Origin of the sequence: Nocardioides zeae (genome assembly GCF_030818655.1) — a bacterium.
Classification (GTDB): Bacteria; Actinomycetota; Actinomycetes; order Propionibacteriales; family Nocardioidaceae; genus Nocardioides; species Nocardioides zeae_A.
The window spans coordinates 1,939,891-1,956,807 of the sequence record NZ_JAUTAN010000001.1 but is presented as its reverse complement, the minus strand read 5'-3'; the positions used below and the strand labels follow the sequence as shown (position 1 = coordinate 1,956,807).

Sequence of the window (16,917 nt, the reverse complement as noted above, 5' to 3'; positions counted from 1 at the left end):
CGAACGCCCGCGCCCCCGCGTCCCAGGGGCATGAACCGCTCGACCGACACCCTCCGCCGCGGCGGCCTGGCCGCCGTGGTCGCCGCCCCGCTGCTGCTCGCCGCTTGTACGTCGACGCCCGACGCCGCGCCGGATCCGGCGGGCCCGACGGGAGTGGCGAGCCTGGTCCGCTTCGCGGGCTGCGACGACCTGCTCGGGTACTTCCAGGAGAACGCGCTCGAGCGGGTGACGGCGTGGGGGCTCGAGGGCCTCGACGGGTTCGACGGGTTCGGCGGACTCGACGTGGTGCGTCAGGGAGCGGCCGGCTCTTGGGAGTCCGACGCGGCGCTCGACGGCGTCTCACCCCGGTCCAGCGTCATGCCCCGCGGCGGCTACGTCGGCCCCGACCACGGCACGTCGGAGGCCAACACCCAGGAGGAGGGCGTCGACGAGGCCGACATCGTCACGACCGACGGCGACGTGGTGGTCGCCATCGTCGAGGGGGTCGTGCAGGTCGTCGACGCGGCGTCGGCGGAGGCGCTCGGCTCCGTCGACCTGGGCGGCGTCGGCGCCCCGAGCGAGCTGCTCCTCCACGGCTCGACGCTGCTCGTGCTCGGGCAGCAGGGAGGCGGGGTGGTCTGGGACGACGGGGTCAGCGATCACGCGAACCCCTACGGGACGGGCCCCGCTCGCACCCTCATCACCGAGGTCGACCTCTCCGACCCGGCCTCGCCCGAGGTGGTCCGCTCGACGCGGGTCGAGGGCGAGTACCGCAGCGCGCGCCTCGTCGGCGACACCGTGCGGCTGGTCATGGTCAGCGCCCCGCCGGGTCTCGACTGGGTCGAGCCCGAGGGCACCTCCCTCGCGGCGGAGACGGAGGCGATCGAGGCCAACCGCGACCTGATCGAGGCCAGCACCATCACCGACTGGCTGCCGCAGCTCTCCGTCGACGGCGGCGACGTCGAGCCCCTCCTCGGCTGCGGCGACGTCGGCGTGCCCACCGCGTTCAGCGGCTTCACCACCGTGTCGGTCGCCGGCCTCGAGATCGGAGGCGGCGCCGCGCCCACCTCGTCCGCCGGGGTCGTGGGCTCGGGGGACATCGTCTACGCCTCGACCGAGCGCATGATCGTGGCCTCCACCCCGTGGTCCACGGTGCGCGACGACGACGATGCCGACGACGAGCCCTCGTCCGACCTGCACTCCTTCGACATCAGCGAGCCCGACGCGACGACGTACGTCGGTTCCGGCCGCGTGGAGGGGCGCCTCCTCAACCAGTTCGCGCTCGACGAGGCGTCGGGTGTCGTGCGGGTCGCGGTGACGAGGGACGGGACGCCGGGGGAGCAGTCCAGCTCCTCGCTCGTCGTGCTCGCCGAGCGCCCGGGCGAGGGGCTCGTCGAGACCGGACGCGTCGACGGGCTGGGCGTGACGGAGCAGATCCAGGCGGTGCGGTTCCTCTCGCCCGAGCTGGCCGCGGTCGTCACCTTCCGGCAGGTCGACCCGCTCTACCTCGTGGACACGAGCGACCCGGCCGCCCCGACGCTGGCGGGGGAGCTGAAGGTGCCGGGCTACTCGGCGTACCTCCACCCCCTCGACGACGGCCTCCTCCTCGGCATCGGTCAGCACGCGACCGAGGACGGCCGCACGACCGGCCTCCAGGCGTCGCTCTTCGACATCATCGACCCGACCGCGCCGCGGCAGGTCTCGACGGTGACGTGGGACGGCTTCAGCTCGGCCGTCGAGACGGACCACCGGGCGTTCCTGGTGTGGCAGGACCGGGTCTACCTGCCCGCACAGGGGTGGCGCGACGGGTACACGGAGACGGTCGAGTCGTTCGACGTCGACCCCGGGGGGCTGGAGCGCGGACCCAGCGTCAGCGTCACGGCCGAGCTCCCGGACGGCGGCGGAGTGAAGCGGGTGCTCGTCGTCGACGACCGCATCTGGTTCGCGGGTGGTTCCGCCGTCATCCGGGTCGCGGAGGGCAACCGTGCCGTCGGCGACATCGTCGACTTCTGACCCCTACCGGAGGGGAGCGGACTCAGGCGACGCCCGCCGCCACGTCCGCGGCGAGACGCCGCGCGACGCCCTCGACGACGACCTCGCGCGCGGGCAGGTCGGCGACGAGGTACCCGGCGCCCACCAGGCCCCGCGGCCGGAACCCGATCCGCACGTGCACGCGGCAGGCGCCCGGCACCCCCGACAGGGCGGTGAGCCAGACGCTCAGCCGCACCGTCCCGGGGGCGTGGACGCGGGCGTGCAGCCGGAGCCGGTACGCCGCGGGGTCGGCCTCCAGCACGGTCCAGAAGCCCGCCTCGTCGCCGGGGCGGAGCAGGCCCTCGCCGGCCGTCGGGCCCGGTGACGCCACGGGGGCCGGGGGAGGTGGGCCGAGCACGGTCCGTGCGGCGTCGTCGAGCCGGCCGCGGAAGGCCAGGGGCGCGGCGTCGGCGTACCAGCGCTCGGCCCCCGGGGCCGGCAGAGCCGCGACGACGCGCCAGGCGTCGGCCAGCGGCGCCTGCACCTGCACGTGCCGCTCGCTGACCCCCGGGCGGGGGAACAGGCGTCGGACCGGGCCGACGCGCCGGGTTGCGCCCGTCACAGCCGCACCCGTACGGCGTCGCGCAGCGCCTGCTCCGGGTCGACCCCGGCCGCGCGTGCCTCGGCGACGAGCCCGAGGAGGCGGTCGCCGATCGCGTCGGCGTCGGCGTCGGCGCGGGGAGCGCGGGGGGCCGGGTCCAGCGGCGTGCCGGCCCGCGCCGACCGGTCGAGCACCTTGTCGGCCCACAGCAGGGCGGGCAGCGTCGGGGGCAGGCCGTCGGTGGGGTCGGTGCGGGTCTTCTCGGTCGCCTTGACGGCCTCCCACGCCTCGTTGACCGCGGCGGCGTCCAGGGGACTGGTGCCGTCGCCCGGGCCGGCCGCCGGGTCCGCCGCGAACACGTGCGGGTTCCGGCGCACGAGCTTCGCCGTGAGGTCGGCGGCCACGTCGTCGATGGTGAAGGCCGTGGCGTCGGTGCGCTCGGCGGCGATCGCGGCGTGGAAGTAGACCTGCAGCAGGAGGTCGCCCAGCTCCTCGCGCAGCAGCGTGGCGTCGTCGGTGTCGAGCGCCTCGAGCACCTCGTGGGTCTCCTCGAGCAGGTAGCGCGCCAGCGACCGGTGGGTCTGCCCCGCCTTCCACGGGCACTCCCGCCGCAGCCGCGCCATCACGCCGACGAGCTCGACGAGGGCGTGGCCGGCGGCGGGCTCGGGAGCGGCATCCACGTGGCCCAGGGTAGGTCGCGTGCGAAGCGAGGAGCCAGGCCCCGGGCCTGACCCCGGAACTGGGACGCTGGTGCGCCCTGGGCCGGGTCCGGCCTGTCCCCGCCGCACATTTCGCGTGCCCGGCGGCGGAGCCCGCCCCGCCGCCCTCCGCTCGACCCGCGGACGTCATGCGAACCGCGGGCCGGGGGCGCCGTCACGCATGACGTCCTGGGTGGGCGGGTCCACACCACCGGGCGGGGGTCCGACCTTGCGAACTGGGACGTTGGTGCGCCTCGGGCCGGGTCCGGCCTGTCCCAGCCGCACATTTCGCGTGCCCGGCGCCTTGCCCCGCCGCGCCACCCACCCACCTCGCGGACGTCATGCGCACCGCCGGCGCGGGCCACCGCGCCGCATGACGTCCCGGGTGGGTGGGGGCGCGGGGGTCAGCGCGCGACCGTGCGGAACGTGAGCTGCGAGCGGGCGAACGTGCCGCCGCCGTCGAACTCGGCGCGCAGGGCGTAGGTGCCCCGCGCGAGGCGCGGCAGCGTCACCGTCGCGCGCCCGTTGCGCACCTCGGCGGTCGTGAGGTGCCGGCCGCCGTGGTAGATCCGGATGGCGCCCCGCGCCGGGATCTGGGACCCGGGCGCGGTGACGTAGAACGAGCTCGTCACCGACCGGCCCGCCGCGATGGTGCCGGGCAGCGCCTCGTCGATCCGCGTCCCCGCGGGGCGCACGACGAGGTCGATGGTGCCCGAGGAGGCGCCGTGGGTCTCGTCGCCGGCGAACACGGCGAGCGCCGTGTGGGTGCCGACCGCGAGGCCCGCCGGGATGGTGATCCGACCGACGCCGTCGACGAGCGTCACGTCCCGGCGGATGCCGCCGAGGTGCACCTGCGCCACGCCGTCGACCGGCTCGCCGCCGGTCACCTTCACGCCGACGGTGCGGGTGCGGCCGTACGGCGCGTCGACCGGCGTCGCGCCGACGTAGAGCGACGTCACGGCACCGACGCCCAGCTCCACCTCCGGCGACGTCGAGGAGGCGACGAAGCTCTCTCCGGTGGGGACGTACATCGCGGTGTAGGCGTGCGCGCCGCCGCTGACGCCCGTGAGGTCGGCGGTCGCCTGGCCGTCGACGACCGGGCCGACACCGACGAGCTCGACGCCCTCGAAGAACGCGACGTTGCCGAGCACGGGCGACTCGCTGCGCGGCGTCACCACGGCGCGCAGCTGTGCCCGGCCGGCGCCGGAGGACACGGCCGTGAGCAGCGTCGTCGACGACGTGAGCACCGTGACGTCCGTGGAGGCCGACGTCGAGCCGGCGGCGTAGGCGCCGTCGGCCGGGACGTAGGTCGCCGTGAGCGTGTGCCGGCCGGGCGGCAGCGCCGTCTGGAGGCTCGCGCGGCCGTCGACGAGCTCGGCGGATGCGACCTCGGTCTCGCCCTGGCGCACGACGACCCGACCGGTGACCGGCGTGGACGCCGCCGGGGCGACGACGACGGTGAGGTTCGCGACGTCGCGGTTGAGCGCGGCTGTGGAGAGGGTCGTCGTCGTGGTGGTCGTGACCGTCACGGTGCCGAGGTCGGACGTCGACGCCGCCAGGCCCGAGGAGGTGGCCGGGACGAACCGGGCCGCGTACGAGTGCGGGCCGAGCGCCACCCCGGTGAGGTCGAGCGTCGCCGCCCCCGCGGTCACCGGCACGGTGCCGACGACCGTCTCGCCCTCGAGGAACTCGACCTCTCCGGCGGCGCTGCCACCGGTGACCGTGGCGGAGAGCCGTACGGCGCCGGCCCCCGTCTGCTGGGCCGCGAGCGTCGTCGTCGTGCTCGCCAGCTCGGTGTCGAGCGCGCGGCCGAGGCGCAGGAGCTGGGTCTCGCCGGTGGCGTCCTTGAGGCCGTCGTTGTCGGTGACCGCGTAGACCTCGCCGTCGGCGGCGATGGTGAGGCCCTCGAGCTTCTCCTGCGTCCAGCCGTGCTGCTCGGCCAGGACCGGCAGCACGTCGACGGCCAGCTCCTTCGCGACGGGCGTGACCGTGCCGGGGGTGCCGGCGGGCAGGTCGACGGTGTAGACGCGCTTGATGCGCGCGTTCGGGCCGTTGAGCTTGTCGCGCTCGATGACGGCGACGGTGTCGGCGTCGACGGTGACGATCTCCGACAGGCCGACCCAGTCGCCGCTCGTGCTGGTCTGCTCGAGCGTGTAGCCGAACCAGGTCCACGCGCCGGTCACGGTGTCGTAGCGGCCGATCCGCGTGCTGGCCTCCGGCGTCGCCCCGCTGACGCCGGTGCCGAGCGGGCGCTGGAGCGCGACGTACAGGGTCTCGTTGGCGAACCCCTGGGCGATCGAGACGCCCTCGAGGCCCCAGTTCTTGAGTCCCGCGGTCACGTCGGAGGCCAGGCTGACGGTCTGCTGCACGACGCCGTCGGCGTCGATCCGCACGAGCGCGTTGGCCGGGCCGGTCGCCCCCTCGCTGGCCAGCCAGAACCCGCCCTGGGGACGGGCCGCGAGGCCCTCGATGTCGAGGTTCTGGGGCGTGCCGGCGGCGTTGCGCACGTCGACGACCGACGTGATCTCGGCGGGCGAGCCCGACACGTCGACCGTGTAGACGCGGCCGGGCTTGTAGGCCGAGTCGCTCGCCGTGTAGAGCACGTCGGGGTCGGTCGGGTCGGCGCTGAGCGCGCTCAGCGCACCCCACCCGATGGGCTGCGCGGGGTCGCTGCCCGGCACGTCGCCCGACACGATCGACGGGAAGGACGGCGCGTCGGCCCCCAGCTCGTAGAGGCTGACGCTGGCCCGCACGCCCGCGGCGGCGTTGTCGGTCTCCGAGGACACGGCCAGCAGGTCGCGGCCGGGGATCGGCAGGATGCCCTCGGGGCCGTTGGTGGCGGGCAGCACCTGGCGGAAGGCCGGGTTGCGCGGGTCGGTCATGTCGTAGACCGCGACGAAGTTGCTGCGCTCGGAGCCGACGAAGGCGTACGGCGTGCCGCCGACCTCGGCGAACGCGAGGCCCTCCGGCTCGGTGCCCTTGGACGACGCCTTGGCGCGGGCGTCGTTGAAGAGGCCGTGCCGCGCGGCGATCTGCTCGAAGCTGTTGCCCGCGTCCCAGACGACGTCGCCGCTCGCGGTGTCGAAGACCGTCCAGCCGCGCGTGCCGCCCTTCCAGTCGCCCTCGTTGGCGGTCGCGACGAGGCCGTCGCCGACCCAGGCGATCGCGTCGGGCTCGCGGGGCTTGTCGAGCGACCCGGTCGGGTTGAAGACCCCGTCGGAGGTGGTGTCGATGCCGCGGACGCGCGCGTTGCCGGCGGAGAACACCTTCTCGATCGTCCCGGTGGGCAGGTCGACCACGACGACGCCGTTGTTCTCCTGCAGGGTGACCGCGACCTCGTCGTCGGCGTTGATCGCGACGTACTCGGGCTCGGGGTCGACCGGGGTGTCGATGCCCGCCGCGGTGAACGCGGCCAGGGCGCTCCCGTCGGGGTTCGTGAACGGCACCGGGCGGGCCGTCCACGTCGCGGGGTCGCCGGTGAGGGCGACCGTCTGGAGGAAGCCGGCCGGGGCCTGGGGCAGCGCGGCGCCGTTGGCGTCCTCGTCCCGCTGGTTCTCCATGGCGATCGCCGCCCAGGCGCCGTCGGCGCTGATGGCGATGGAGTCGGGCTGGCCGCCCAGGTCGATGCGGCTGCGGAGGCTGCCGTCGCTGGTGCGCACGACGAGGAGCGCGCCGGAGGGCGACGTGAACGACGAGCTCGTGTCCACGACGGCGAGCAGGTGGTCGCCGACCACCGCGACCGACGTCGGCTGCACCGGGGTGCCGGCGTCGAAGAACCGGGTGAGGTCGAGGGTCCCGCGGCCGACCGGCGCGGCGGGGTCCGCGATGTCGAGCACGCCGACCCGCTGGCCCGCCGCGTCCGTGTAGTAGAGCGTGCGGCCGTCGTCGGAGACGTCGGAGATCTCGGCGACCGTCTCCGTGGTCACGGGCTCGCCGTAGGGCCGGTTGAGGTGGACGGGGTACGTCGCGGTGCGGTCGAAGTAGGAGGCGCCGTCGACCGGCGCCGTGGGCGCGGCGGGCGCCAGCGGGGCGGCCGGGCCACGCACGGCGGCCGCGGCGAGACCGGCGGAGCCCAGCTCGACGCCGGCGAGGACGGCGGCACCCAGGGCCAGGGTGACGGTGGTGCCGACGGAGCGGCGGACGGTCCGGAGGGACATGCGGGTTCCCTTTCGGGGGACGGCGTGACGACGGGGCGACGGACGGGGCCGGCGCTGGTCGCGCCGTCCCGCGCGCATCTTCGGGTCACCGGCGGGTGCGACGGTCGACGCTCGGGATGCCCCGCGGTGGCCGCTGGGTGAACGCTCGGCGACACCGTGCGGCGCGCCTCGGCACGCCTGGTCTCGCGGAGGTCGCGGCTTCGTTAGGCTGACCGGCGGTCGGCCGGGCCAACCCCGGCGGCCACCGTCCGGCCCGTCGTACGCCGACACGCGGCGTACCCCCGTCCCAGGAGCAACATGGCAAGCATCGTCGCCGTCGGCGCCCGCGAGATCCTCGACTCGCGCGGCAACCCCACCGTGGAGGTCGAGGTCCTCCTCGAGGACGGGGTGCTCGGTCGGGCAGCCGTCCCCAGCGGCGCCTCCACCGGCGCGTTCGAGGCGGTGGAGCTGCGCGACGGCGGCGACCGCTACCTCGGCAAGGGCGTCCAGGGCGCCGTCGACGGCGTGGCCGAGCGCATCGCCCCCGCCATCGTCGGCCTCGACGCCGACGACCAGCGCCTCGTCGACCAGACCATGCTCGAGCTGGACGGCACGCCCAACAAGGCCGACCTCGGCGCCAACGCGATCCTCGGCGTCTCGCTCGCCACCGCGCAGGCGGCGGCGGAGTCGGCGGGCCTCCCGCTCTACAAGTACGTCGGCGGCCCCAACGCCCACGTGCTCCCGGTGCCGATGATGAACATCCTCAACGGCGGTGCCCACGCGGACACCAACGTCGACATCCAGGAGTTCATGATCGCGCCGATCGGTGCGCCGAGCTTCTCCGAGGCCGTCCGCAGCGGCGCCGAGGTCTACCACTCGCTCAAGGCCGTGCTGAAGAAGCGGGGCCTCGCCACCGGCGTCGGCGACGAGGGCGGCTTCGCCCCGGACCTGGCGTCGAACCGCGCCGCGCTCGACCTCATCGCCGAGGCCGTCGGTGCGGCCGGCTACCAGCTGGGCACCGACATCGTGCTCGCGCTCGACGTCGCCGCCACCGAGTTCTGCACCGACGGGGTCTACACCTTCGAGGGCGCCTCGAAGTCGGCCGAGGAGATGACGGCCTACTACGCCGAGCTCGTCGCGGCCTACCCGATCGTCTCGATCGAGGACCCGCTCGACGAGGACGACTGGGCCGGCTGGAAGGCCATCACCGACAGCCTGGGCTCGAAGACGCAGCTCGTCGGCGACGACCTGTTCGTCACCAACGTGGAGCGCCTGCAGCGCGGCATCACCGGCGGCCAGGCCAATGCCCTGCTGGTGAAGGTCAACCAGATCGGCTCGCTGACGGAGACGCTCGACTCGGTCGAGCTGGCCCACCGCAACGGCTACCGCTGCATGATGAGCCACCGCTCGGGCGAGACCGAGGACGTCACCATCGCCGACCTCGCCGTCGCGACCAACTGCGGCCAGATCAAGACCGGGGCCCCGGCCCGCTCGGAGCGCGTGGCGAAGTACAACCAGCTGCTCCGCATCGAGGCGGAGCTCGGCGACGCCGCGCGCTACGCCGGCGCCGGCGCGTTCCCGCGCTACCGCGCCTGACCGACCGCAGCACCCCGCAGCACCCCGCAGCACCCGCCCACCCCGTCCCGCGCCCGAGAGGAGCAGAGCCGTGGCCGACGAGCGTCGTCGCACCACCCGCGGTTCCGGTCCCCGGGCCGGGACGGGGCCGGGCCGCGCCCGCGCGGGCGGCCGGGGCAGCACCCCGCCCGGCGGACGTCCGTCCGCGCCCCGCGCCGGCGGGACCGGACGACCGCGTCCCCGGTTCACCGGCCGGGCCGCGATCCTCGTGCTCGTGCTGGCGGTGCTCACCGTCTCCTACGCGTCGTCGCTGCGTGCCTACCTGACGCAGCGCGCCCACCTGGAGGACCTGCGGGCGCAGATCGAGGAGAAGAGCGCCAACATCGAGGCCTACGAGCGCGAGGCGCGCCGCTGGGACGACGACGGGTACGTCGCCCAGCAGGCCCGCGAGCGGCTCGACTACGTCAACCCGGGCGAGACGTCCTACGTCGTGATCGGCGAGGACGGCGAGCCCCTGGGTGGTGACGACGCCAGCCTCTCCGACCCCGTCGCGGTGCCGGCCGACGACGAGACCCCGCCCGCGTGGTGGGACACGGCCTGGGACTCGGTGGAGGCCGCGGGCGACCCGCAGGCCGCCGCCGAGGAGGAGGCCGAGCAGCAGCCGGCGGACGAGATCGCCCCGCCGCCGGAGCAGACCGAGGAAGGAACCGAGTGAGCGTCTCCGACGCCGACCGCGCCGCCATCGCCGCCCAGCTGGGGCGGGAGCCGCGGGGCATCGCGGGCATCGGGCACCGCTGCCCCTGCGGCAACCCCGACGTGGTGACCACGTTGCCGCGGCTGCCCAACGGCACCCCGTTCCCGACGACGTACTACCTGACCTGCCCCCGCGCCGCCTCCCGCATCGGGACGCTCGAGGGCGGCGGCACGATGAAGGAGATGCAGGCGCGCCTCGGCGACGACGAGGAGCTGGCCGCGGCGTACCGCGCCGCCCACGAGCGCTACCTCGCCGCCCGCGCCGAGCTGGAGCCGCAGGTGGGCGGCGTCCCGGAGATCGCCGGCATCTCGGCCGGGGGGATGCCCGACCGCGTCAAGTGCCTCCACGTGCTCGCCGGCCAGTCGCTGGCCCAGGGCCGCGGCGTCAACCCGCTCGGCGACGAGGTGCTCGACGAGCTCGGCGACTGGTGGGCCTCCGGGCCCTGCGTGACGCCCGGCGCCGACGCCCCCGAGCAGCGGGACGACGCGTGATCGCCGCCGTCGACTGCGGCACCAACACCATCAAGCTCTTCGTCGGCACGCCGCCGCACGCCGTGGTGCGCACGTCGCGGATGGTGCGTCTCGGCGAGGGCGTCGACCGCACGGGCCGGCTGGACGACGCCGCCGTGCAGCGCGCCTTCGCGGCGCTCGACGAGTACGCCGCGATCATCGCCGCCCACGACGTGGAGCGCATCCGGTTCTGCGCCACGTCGGCCACCCGCGACGCCTCCAACGCCGACGTGTTCCGCGCCGGGGTGATGGAGCGCCTCGGCGTCGAGCCGGAGGTGCTGAGCGGAGCGGAGGAGGCGGCCCTGTCCTTCGGCGGCGCGGTGGCCCACCTGCGCCACGAGCCCCGGCTCCCCGTCCTGGTCGTCGACATCGGCGGGGGTTCGACCGAGCTGGTGCGCGGCGACCGGGACGCCGAGGGCGTGCTCGCGCCGACGGGCGCGCACTCGATGGACGTCGGGTCGGTGCGCCTGCACGAGCGGCACCTGGCCGCCGACCCGCCGACCGCCGCGGAGGTGGAGCGGCTCCTCGCCGACGTCGACGCCGCGCTCGACGCGAGCCCGGTCGACGTCGCGGGTGTCGCCCAGGTCGTCTGCGTGGCCGGCACGGCCCTGACCGTGGGGGCCGGCGCGCTCGGGCTGCCGACGTTCGACCCGGTGCTGCTGGACCAGGCGGTCGTGCCGCGGGACGCCGTGCGGACCGAGGTCGAGCGCCTGCTCGCCCTGTCGGTCGAGGAGCGCCGTGGCCTGGGCTACGTGCACCCCGGTCGCGCCGACGTCATCGGTGCCGGGGCGCTCATCCTCGACCGGGTGCTCGAGCGCGCGGGCGTCGACGAGCTCACGCTGTCGGTCGCCGACATCCTCGACGGGATCGCCGCCTCGCTCGTCGACTGACGGCGGGGACGGGGGAGGGGCCCGACGTGCGGGCGGCGTCCCCGGCTGAGAGGATGCCCCGGTGACGCAGCACGCCATCACCGTCCTCGGCCACGACCGCCCCGGCATCATCGCGCAGGCCACGGCGGTCCTCGCCGACCTCGGCCTCAACATCGAGGACACCTCGATGACCCTGCTCCGCGGCCACTTCGCGATGACCCTCATCTGCGCCGGCGGCGCCACCGAGCGGCGGATCGCCGACGCGCTCGCCCCGCTCGCGGAGGACGGCTCGCTGACCGTCACGGTGCGCGAGGTGTCGGGCGAGCACGCGGCCGGTGCGGGCGGCGTGCCGCACGTGCTGACCGTCCACGGTGGCGACCGTCCCGGCATCGTGTCCGGCGTGGTGGCCGTCGTCGCCGGCGTCGGCGGCAACGTCACCGACCTCACGACCCGGCTCTCGGGGGACCTCTACGTCCTCCTCGCCGAGGTCGACCTGCCCGCGGGCGTGGACGTCGAGGCGCTCCGTGCCGCCCTGACGGACGAGGCCGCCCGGCTCGGGGTCGGCGTCACCCTGCGCGCCGCGGAGGCCGACGAGCTGTGAGCCAGACCCCCGAGGGCGCCGTGAGCCAGGTCGACGCCCGGGTCGCGGGCTGGAGCGAGACCGAGCTCGGCGTCGAGGGCCGGGTGCTCGACGTCGTGCGCGCGCCGGCCGCCGTGCTGTCCACCGACGGCGAGCGCGTCGACCCCACCGCGCCCGAGACCGTGCAGCTCGCGGCCGACCTCGTCGCCACGATGCGCGTCAGCCCGGGATGCGTCGGGCTCGCCGCCCCCCAGGTCGGCGTCGGCGTGAAGGTCTTCTGCGTCGACGTGTCCGCGCACCCCAAGACCCGCGACCACCACGGCACCTTCGTGCTGTGCAACGCCGAGGTCGTCACCTCGAGCCGCAACGAGAAGGCCCGCGAGGGCTGCATGTCGGTGCCCGACCTCACCGGTGACGTGAAGCGGCCCTCGCGCATCGTCGTGCGCGGGCAGCTCCCCGGCACCGGCGAGGAGGTCGAGGTGACCGCCAACGCCTTCGAGGCCCGGGCCCTGCAGCACGAGATCGACCACTGCGACGGCTTCCTCTTCCTCGACAAGGTCGCCGGCGCCCACGCGATCTACCAGCGCAAGACCTACCTGTAGGGTCACGCTCCGACCGGCCCCCGTGTCCCAACTGGCAGAGGAAGCCGGCTTAAACCCGGCGTGTTGTGGGTTCGAGTCCCACCGGGGGCACCTCAGGCCGCGTCGGCCAGCATGCGGCGACCCCGCGGGTAGTCCGCGACCTGCGCGGTGATGGCCGCCCAGAGCTCCTCGAGGGTCCCGGGGTCGCAGTGGCGGGCGTCGCCGACGGCGTCGAGCCACGCCCGCGTCTCGCCGACGATGCTCGGGTCGTCGGTGAGGAGCGCAGCGGCCAGCGAGCCGAGCACGTGGGGCACCTGGTCGAGCACCGTGGCGGTGCCGGATCCGCCCCGCCGCGCCACCCGCTGGCTCACCACGTCGGTGTGGGTGTCGATGGCGGCCAGCAGCGCGAAGGCCTCCCGCGCGGCGTCGGTGCGGAGCGGTGCCACGGCGGGCACCCGTCGGGGGAGGTAGGCGAGCAGGTCCCCGACGTCGGCGGGGTCGAGGGCCTGGGCCGTGATCCCGAGGCGACGGGACCGCAGTCCGCCCCGCGTCGAAGGCGGCGCCGCCGACCACCACGGGGACGCCGGAGGCGGTGGACGTCTCGACGTGGCGGCGCACGAACACCAGCGACGAGGCCAGCGACGCGCTCACCAGCGTCGCCCGCGGCTCGTGGTCGGCGATCGCCCGTTGCAGCGCCAACGTGGAGACGTCGGCGCCGAGGTAGGCCACTGCGTGACCCTCCTCCTCGAGGCGGGCCGTCAGCATGAGGGCCGGCAGGGCGTGCCACTCGCGCTCGGCGCACACGACGAGCAGCGGGGCCGTGCTCCGCGCCGTACGCCCGGCGGAGCCGCTCCGGGCCCCGCGGGTGCGGCACCGCAGGTGCTGCACGACCTGCTCGTTGACCGCCGTCGCGGCGTGCTCGCGGGCCACGCTCCACTCGTCGGCCGCCCACAGGGCGCCGACGCGCCGCTGGGCGTCCCCGACCAGGTCGGTCAGCACGCCGGCCAGCGGCGTGCCGTCCGCGAGCACGGCGTCCACGATCGCGCGCGCCCCCGCGCCGTCGTTGTGGACGACGCGGTCCCAGTAGCGGTCCTGGACGGTGGTGGTGAGCACGGGGGAGCGGCGGGGGGAGCCGGGCTCAGGCCGACACGGACGGCTGCAGCGCGACGATCGCGGCGTCGTCCCGGTCGAGGGAGTCGGGTCCCAGGAACGACGAGACGCTCATGGCCAGGCGCTCGACGACCGCGCTGCTGGGGGCGCCGCCGAGCCCGGCGAGGGCGGTGGCGATCCCGTCCTCACCGAACATGTCGATCCGTCCGCGGGCCTCGGTGATGCCGTCGGTGTAGCAGATGAGGGTGTCGCCCGGCTCGAGCCGGTGCACCGACCGGCCGAACTCCGCGTCCTCGAAGATGCCGAGGGCCGGGCCGTGGGACTCGACGTACTCCAGCGTGCCCTCGCGTCGCAGGATGATCGGCGGCGGGTGGCCGGCGTTGCTGAGGGTGACCTCGAACGAGCCGTCGTCCTGGCGCCGCAGTCGCCCGCACACCGCCGTGGCGAAGCTCTCGACGGGCGACTCGGCCTCGTGCACCAGCACCTGGTTCGTCAGGGTGAGGACCCGGTCGGGGGAGCGGTCGACGAGGGCGGCGGTGCGCACCGACGTGCGGATCCGCTTCGCGGCGACCGCTGCGCCGACGCCCTTGCCCACGGCGTCGCCGAGCAGGAGGGTCAGGTCGGTCTCGGCGCCGTGGAGGTCGATGAAGTCGCCGCCGACGGTCACCTCCTCCTGCGCCACGCGGTTGTACGACGCGACGTCGAGCCCCGCGCTCGCCGGCAGCGGCGGCGGGAGCAGCGCCGTGCGCAGCGTGCTCGCCGCGTGCCGGTTGTCGGCGACGACGATGGTGACGTCGAGGGCGACGGCGAGCCGCTGGGCCACGTCCTCGAGGAACAGCACGTCGTCGGCGGTCAGGTCGCGGCCCCGCGCACGGGCGAGGGTCAGCAGGCCGATGCCCCGCCCGCGCGCCACCAGCGGCAGGCTCAGCACGGAGGCGGCGTCCAGCTGCGCCAGCTGGGCCACGAGCGGGCTCTCACCGAGCAGCTGCGTCAGCATGGCCTCGCGCTCGGGCGTCTCGGGCGGCAGGAGCCAGTGCTCGGGCGCCTGGCGGGACAGGACGTCCCGCACGGCCTCCGCCTGGCGGCGGCCGATCGGTCGGTCGCGCTCGCCGACGAGGTCGTGGCCACGGGTGCGGCCGACCGACATCCAGCCCTGGTGGCTGTGGAGGGCGACCTGGGCGAAGTCGACCGCGTGGTCCACGAAGGTGTCGACCGTCAGCTCGAGGGCCCGCGCGGGGCGGTGCACCGCGCCGAGCACCTCGCCCAGGTGCTGCTGGAGGGCCTCGCGCTCGAGGAGCACGGTGGCCCGGAGGTCGGCGTCGAGGTCGGCCTCGAGGTCGGCGTCGAGGTCGGCGCCGAGGGGTCGGCTCCCGGTGTCGGTCACAGGGCGATCCTGGCCGTGACCGTGGTCCCCGTGGCGCGGGTGACGCTCCAGTCGTCGCAGATGGCGGCGACCATGGCGAGCCCGCGGCCGCGCAGGCCGTCGTCGGAGACGGGCTGCACGGTGATGGCGGGCCCGGCGCCGCCGTCGGTCACGCGCAGCACCACGTGGGACGGCTCCACGCTCCAGGCCAGCTCGATCTGGTCACCGGGTCCGGGGGAGCCGTGCTCGACGGCGTTGATGACGAGCTCGCCCGCGACGATCACCGCGTCGTTGAGCACGTGCGTCGGGAGGTGGAGCGCCTCGAGCGCCCCCCGGACCACGTCGCAGGTCCGCCGGGCGGCCTCGTCGGAGTGGGGCACGTCGACGACGTGCCAGCCCGGCGGCGGGGAACTGAGGGGGCTCGTGGTCATGGGGGCGTCCGAGGGGGATCAGCGGGCGTGGGCCCTCAGGCGTCGACCTGCTGGAAGGGGATCTTGCAGACCGTGAGCACGCGCTGCGGCACGCTGCCCTCGGCGGCGACCAGCGTCACCTGCGCGCCGTTCTTCTTCGCCAGCACGGTGGCGCGGGCGAGGACGCCGACGATGATGCTCGGCAGGAACGTCACGGCGCGGAGGTCCACCGTGAGGTTCTGCGTGAACGTCTCGCTGGCCTGCTCGATGAGGTCGTTGAGGGCGCGGTGGTCAGCAGCGTCGATGTCTCCCGACAGGACGAGGCTCCCCGGCGCCGACGTGGCGGAGAAGGAGGTAGCGGTCACGGGGGCACTGTACGTGAGGCCCCGGAACGCCCTCGGGACCCCGGTCGCGCCGCTCACCCCGACGGGTGCCGCAACCGCGGAGCAGGCGGGAATATCCTGGCCCCCGGCGACGCTGCGCCGGACGATGTCCGAGACCACTGCCGCCCGCCCCCGCCTGTCCGTCCTCGACCTCGTGCCGGTACGGCGCGGGCAGTCCACCGGCGACGCCCTCGCCGCCTCCCGCTCGCTCGCCCGGGTGGCGGACGCCACCGGGTACGAGCGCTACTGGGTGGCGGAGCACCACAACATGCCGGCGGTCGCGGCCACCAACCCGCCCGTCATCATCGCGATGCTGGCGGCGGCCACGGAGCGGATCCGGGTGGGGTCCGGCGGCGTGATGCTGCCCAACCACGCGCCGCTCGCCGTGGCCGAGCAGTTCGCGCTGCTGGAGGCGGCCCACCCGGGGCGGATCGACCTGGGGATCGGACGCGCGCCGGGCTCCGACCCCGTGACGAGCTTCGCGCTGCGGCACGGCGGCCCCGCGGGCGGTGACGACGAGGCGGTCGCGCGCTTCGCCGAGCACGTGGGCAACGTCGTCGCGATGATGTCGCCCGCCGGTGTCGGCCTGCAGCTGCAGGGGCGCACCCACGAGCTCCGTGCCACGCCGGTCGCGACCTCGGTGCCGCAGCTGTGGCTGCTCGGCTCCTCGGACTACTCGGCGCACCTGGCGGCCCAGAAGGGCCTGCCCTACGTGTTCGCCCACCACTTCTCCGGCGAGGGGACGGAGCGCGCCCTGGAGATCTACCGCCGGGAGTTCCGGCCCTCCGAGGCGCTCGAGGCGCCCCGCACCTTCCTCACCGTGAACGCCGCGGTGGCGGGCACGGAGGACGAGGCGCGTCGACGGGCCCGGCCGCAGCAGCTGATGATGCTCGCACTGCGCACCGGGGCACCGCTGGGTCCCCAGCTGAGCGTGGAGGAGGCGGCGGCGGTCGAGCTGCCCCCGTCGCACCAGGAGTTCGTCGACGCCATGCTCGCGACGTGGGTCGTCGGTGACGCCGCGGCCGCGCGCACCCAGGTGGCGGCGCTGGCCGCGACGTACGGGGTGGACGAGGTGATGGTCCACCCGGTCGACGGGGCGACGGACGGCACGCCGACCAGCGCGTCGCCGGCGCGCGAGGAGACGCTGCGGCTCCTCGCCGCGGTCTGAGGGGACCGCTCGGGGAGCAGCTCCGGGGCTGTCCGGCCCGATTAGGAATTGTTGGGCCGTTTCCCTAGACTCGTGCGTCGGCCCAACGTGGGTCTGCTTCGCCGTGTCCCGCGGCTGCCCGGCTCGCCGGGATGGGACGCGACGGGCGGCTGCACGAGGTCCACTGGACTGCCCTCCCCGGAGGGCCCCAGGCGGTTCCCGGGCCAGCCGTTCGACCACCACTGGTCGAG

The 16,917-nt window shown here is 75.3% G+C and carries 15 protein-coding genes, 1 tRNA gene and 1 pseudogene; 9 read left to right on the top strand and 8 right to left on the bottom strand.

Annotated features, from left to right (window positions below; all coding sequences use genetic code 11):
- The first annotated feature begins 30 nt into the window (after window positions 1-30).
- A complete protein-coding gene (locus QE405_RS09300) occupies window positions 31-1,992 on the top strand; it encodes a beta-propeller domain-containing protein (protein ID WP_307199999.1) in 1,962 nt (653 codons plus the stop codon).
- A gap of 22 nt (window positions 1,993-2,014) precedes the next feature.
- On the opposite strand, the gene QE405_RS09295 is transcribed toward QE405_RS09300, so the two are convergent.
- The 3 genes from QE405_RS09295 to QE405_RS09285 form a co-directional block, all read right to left on the bottom strand.
- Window positions 2,015-2,572, bottom strand: a complete 558-nt coding sequence (locus QE405_RS09295; RefSeq protein ID WP_307199997.1) for a DUF2867 domain-containing protein — start codon at window positions 2,570-2,572, stop codon at window positions 2,015-2,017.
- Window positions 2,569-3,231, bottom strand: a complete 663-nt coding sequence (locus QE405_RS09290; RefSeq protein WP_307199995.1) for a MazG family protein — start codon at window positions 3,229-3,231, stop codon at window positions 2,569-2,571. The genes QE405_RS09295 and QE405_RS09290 overlap by 4 nt, the downstream gene beginning before the upstream one ends.
- A gap of 422 nt (window positions 3,232-3,653) precedes the next feature.
- Window positions 3,654-7,406: an esterase-like activity of phytase family protein gene (locus tag QE405_RS09285; RefSeq protein ID WP_307199993.1), complete on the bottom strand. Its 3,753-nt coding sequence runs from the start codon at window positions 7,404-7,406 to the stop codon at window positions 3,654-3,656.
- Window positions 7,407-7,703: 297 nt separating this feature from the next.
- On the opposite strand from QE405_RS09285, the gene eno reads away from it, so the two are divergent.
- The 7 genes from eno to QE405_RS09250 all read left to right on the top strand — a co-directional run bounded on the left by eno (window position 7,704) and on the right by QE405_RS09250 (window position 12,364).
- Window positions 7,704-8,981, top strand: a complete 1,278-nt coding sequence (gene eno, locus QE405_RS09280) for a phosphopyruvate hydratase (protein ID WP_307199991.1) — start codon at window positions 7,704-7,706, stop codon at window positions 8,979-8,981.
- Window positions 8,982-9,051: 70 nt separating this feature from the next.
- Window positions 9,052-9,675: an FtsB family cell division protein gene (locus tag QE405_RS09275; RefSeq protein WP_307199989.1), complete on the top strand. Its 624-nt coding sequence runs from the start codon at window positions 9,052-9,054 to the stop codon at window positions 9,673-9,675.
- A complete protein-coding gene (locus QE405_RS09270; protein WP_307199987.1) occupies window positions 9,672-10,205 on the top strand; it encodes a DUF501 domain-containing protein in 534 nt (177 codons plus the stop codon). The genes QE405_RS09275 and QE405_RS09270 overlap by 4 nt, the downstream gene beginning before the upstream one ends.
- Window positions 10,202-11,113 carry a Ppx/GppA phosphatase family protein gene (locus QE405_RS09265; protein ID WP_307199985.1) on the top strand — a complete coding sequence of 304 codons (912 nt, stop codon included), beginning with the start codon at window positions 10,202-10,204 and terminating at the stop codon, window positions 11,111-11,113. Before QE405_RS09270 ends, QE405_RS09265 begins: the two co-directional genes overlap by 4 nt.
- Before the next feature lie 61 nt (window positions 11,114-11,174).
- Window positions 11,175-11,693 (top strand): glycine cleavage system protein R, encoded by a 519-nt coding sequence (locus QE405_RS09260; protein ID WP_307199983.1) that lies wholly within the window; start codon window positions 11,175-11,177, stop codon window positions 11,691-11,693.
- Window positions 11,690-12,274: a peptide deformylase gene (locus QE405_RS09255; protein WP_307199981.1), complete on the top strand. Its 585-nt coding sequence runs from the start codon at window positions 11,690-11,692 to the stop codon at window positions 12,272-12,274. Before QE405_RS09260 ends, QE405_RS09255 begins: the two co-directional genes overlap by 4 nt.
- A 16-nt stretch (window positions 12,275-12,290) precedes the next feature.
- Window positions 12,291-12,364: transfer RNA gene (locus QE405_RS09250), tRNA-Leu, on the top strand.
- A 2-nt stretch (window positions 12,365-12,366) separates the two neighbouring features.
- On the opposite strand, the gene QE405_RS09245 is transcribed toward QE405_RS09250, so the two are convergent.
- The 5 genes and pseudogenes from QE405_RS09245 to QE405_RS09225 all read right to left on the bottom strand — a co-directional run bounded on the left by QE405_RS09245 (window position 12,367) and on the right by QE405_RS09225 (window position 15,501).
- A complete protein-coding gene (locus tag QE405_RS09245) occupies window positions 12,367-12,699 on the bottom strand; it encodes a hypothetical protein (RefSeq protein ID WP_307199979.1) in 333 nt (110 codons plus the stop codon).
- A 160-nt stretch (window positions 12,700-12,859) separates the two neighbouring features.
- Window positions 12,860-13,366: pseudogene (locus QE405_RS20940) on the bottom strand (cobalamin B12-binding domain-containing protein); the annotation flags it as partial.
- 25 nt (window positions 13,367-13,391) lie between these two features.
- A complete protein-coding gene (locus QE405_RS09235) occupies window positions 13,392-14,747 on the bottom strand; it encodes a PP2C family protein-serine/threonine phosphatase (protein WP_307199975.1) in 1,356 nt (451 codons plus the stop codon).
- Complete coding sequence (locus QE405_RS09230) at window positions 14,744-15,157, bottom strand: ATP-binding protein (RefSeq protein WP_307199973.1); 414 nt, start codon at window positions 15,155-15,157, stop codon at window positions 14,744-14,746. The genes QE405_RS09235 and QE405_RS09230 overlap by 4 nt, the downstream gene beginning before the upstream one ends.
- Window positions 15,158-15,192: 35 nt before the next feature.
- Complete coding sequence (locus tag QE405_RS09225; protein ID WP_307199971.1) at window positions 15,193-15,501, bottom strand: STAS domain-containing protein; 309 nt, start codon at window positions 15,499-15,501, stop codon at window positions 15,193-15,195.
- A 124-nt stretch (window positions 15,502-15,625) separates the two neighbouring features.
- On the opposite strand from QE405_RS09225, the gene QE405_RS09220 reads away from it, so the two are divergent.
- Window positions 15,626-16,687 carry an LLM class flavin-dependent oxidoreductase gene (locus QE405_RS09220; RefSeq protein WP_307199969.1) on the top strand — a complete coding sequence of 354 codons (1,062 nt, stop codon included), beginning with the start codon at window positions 15,626-15,628 and terminating at the stop codon, window positions 16,685-16,687.
- Window positions 16,688-16,917 lie beyond the last annotated feature (230 nt).

What these genes read in the sequence shown, in the direction of transcription:
- eno (WP_307199991.1), top strand. Translation starts at nt 7,704, where the DNA reads ATGGCAAGCATCGTCGCCGTCGGCGCCCGCGAGATCCTCGACTCGCGC.
- QE405_RS09220 (WP_307199969.1), top strand. Translation starts at nt 15,626, where the DNA reads ATGTCCGAGACCACTGCCGCCCGCCCCCGCCTGTCCGTCCTCGACCTC.
- QE405_RS09230 (WP_307199973.1), bottom strand. Translation starts at nt 15,157, where the DNA reads ATGACCACGAGCCCCCTCAGTTCCCCGCCGCCGGGCTGGCACGTCGTC.
- QE405_RS09285 (WP_307199993.1), bottom strand. Translation starts at nt 7,406, where the DNA reads ATGTCCCTCCGGACCGTCCGCCGCTCCGTCGGCACCACCGTCACCCTG.
- QE405_RS09300 (WP_307199999.1), top strand. Translation starts at nt 31, where the DNA reads ATGAACCGCTCGACCGACACCCTCCGCCGCGGCGGCCTGGCCGCCGTG.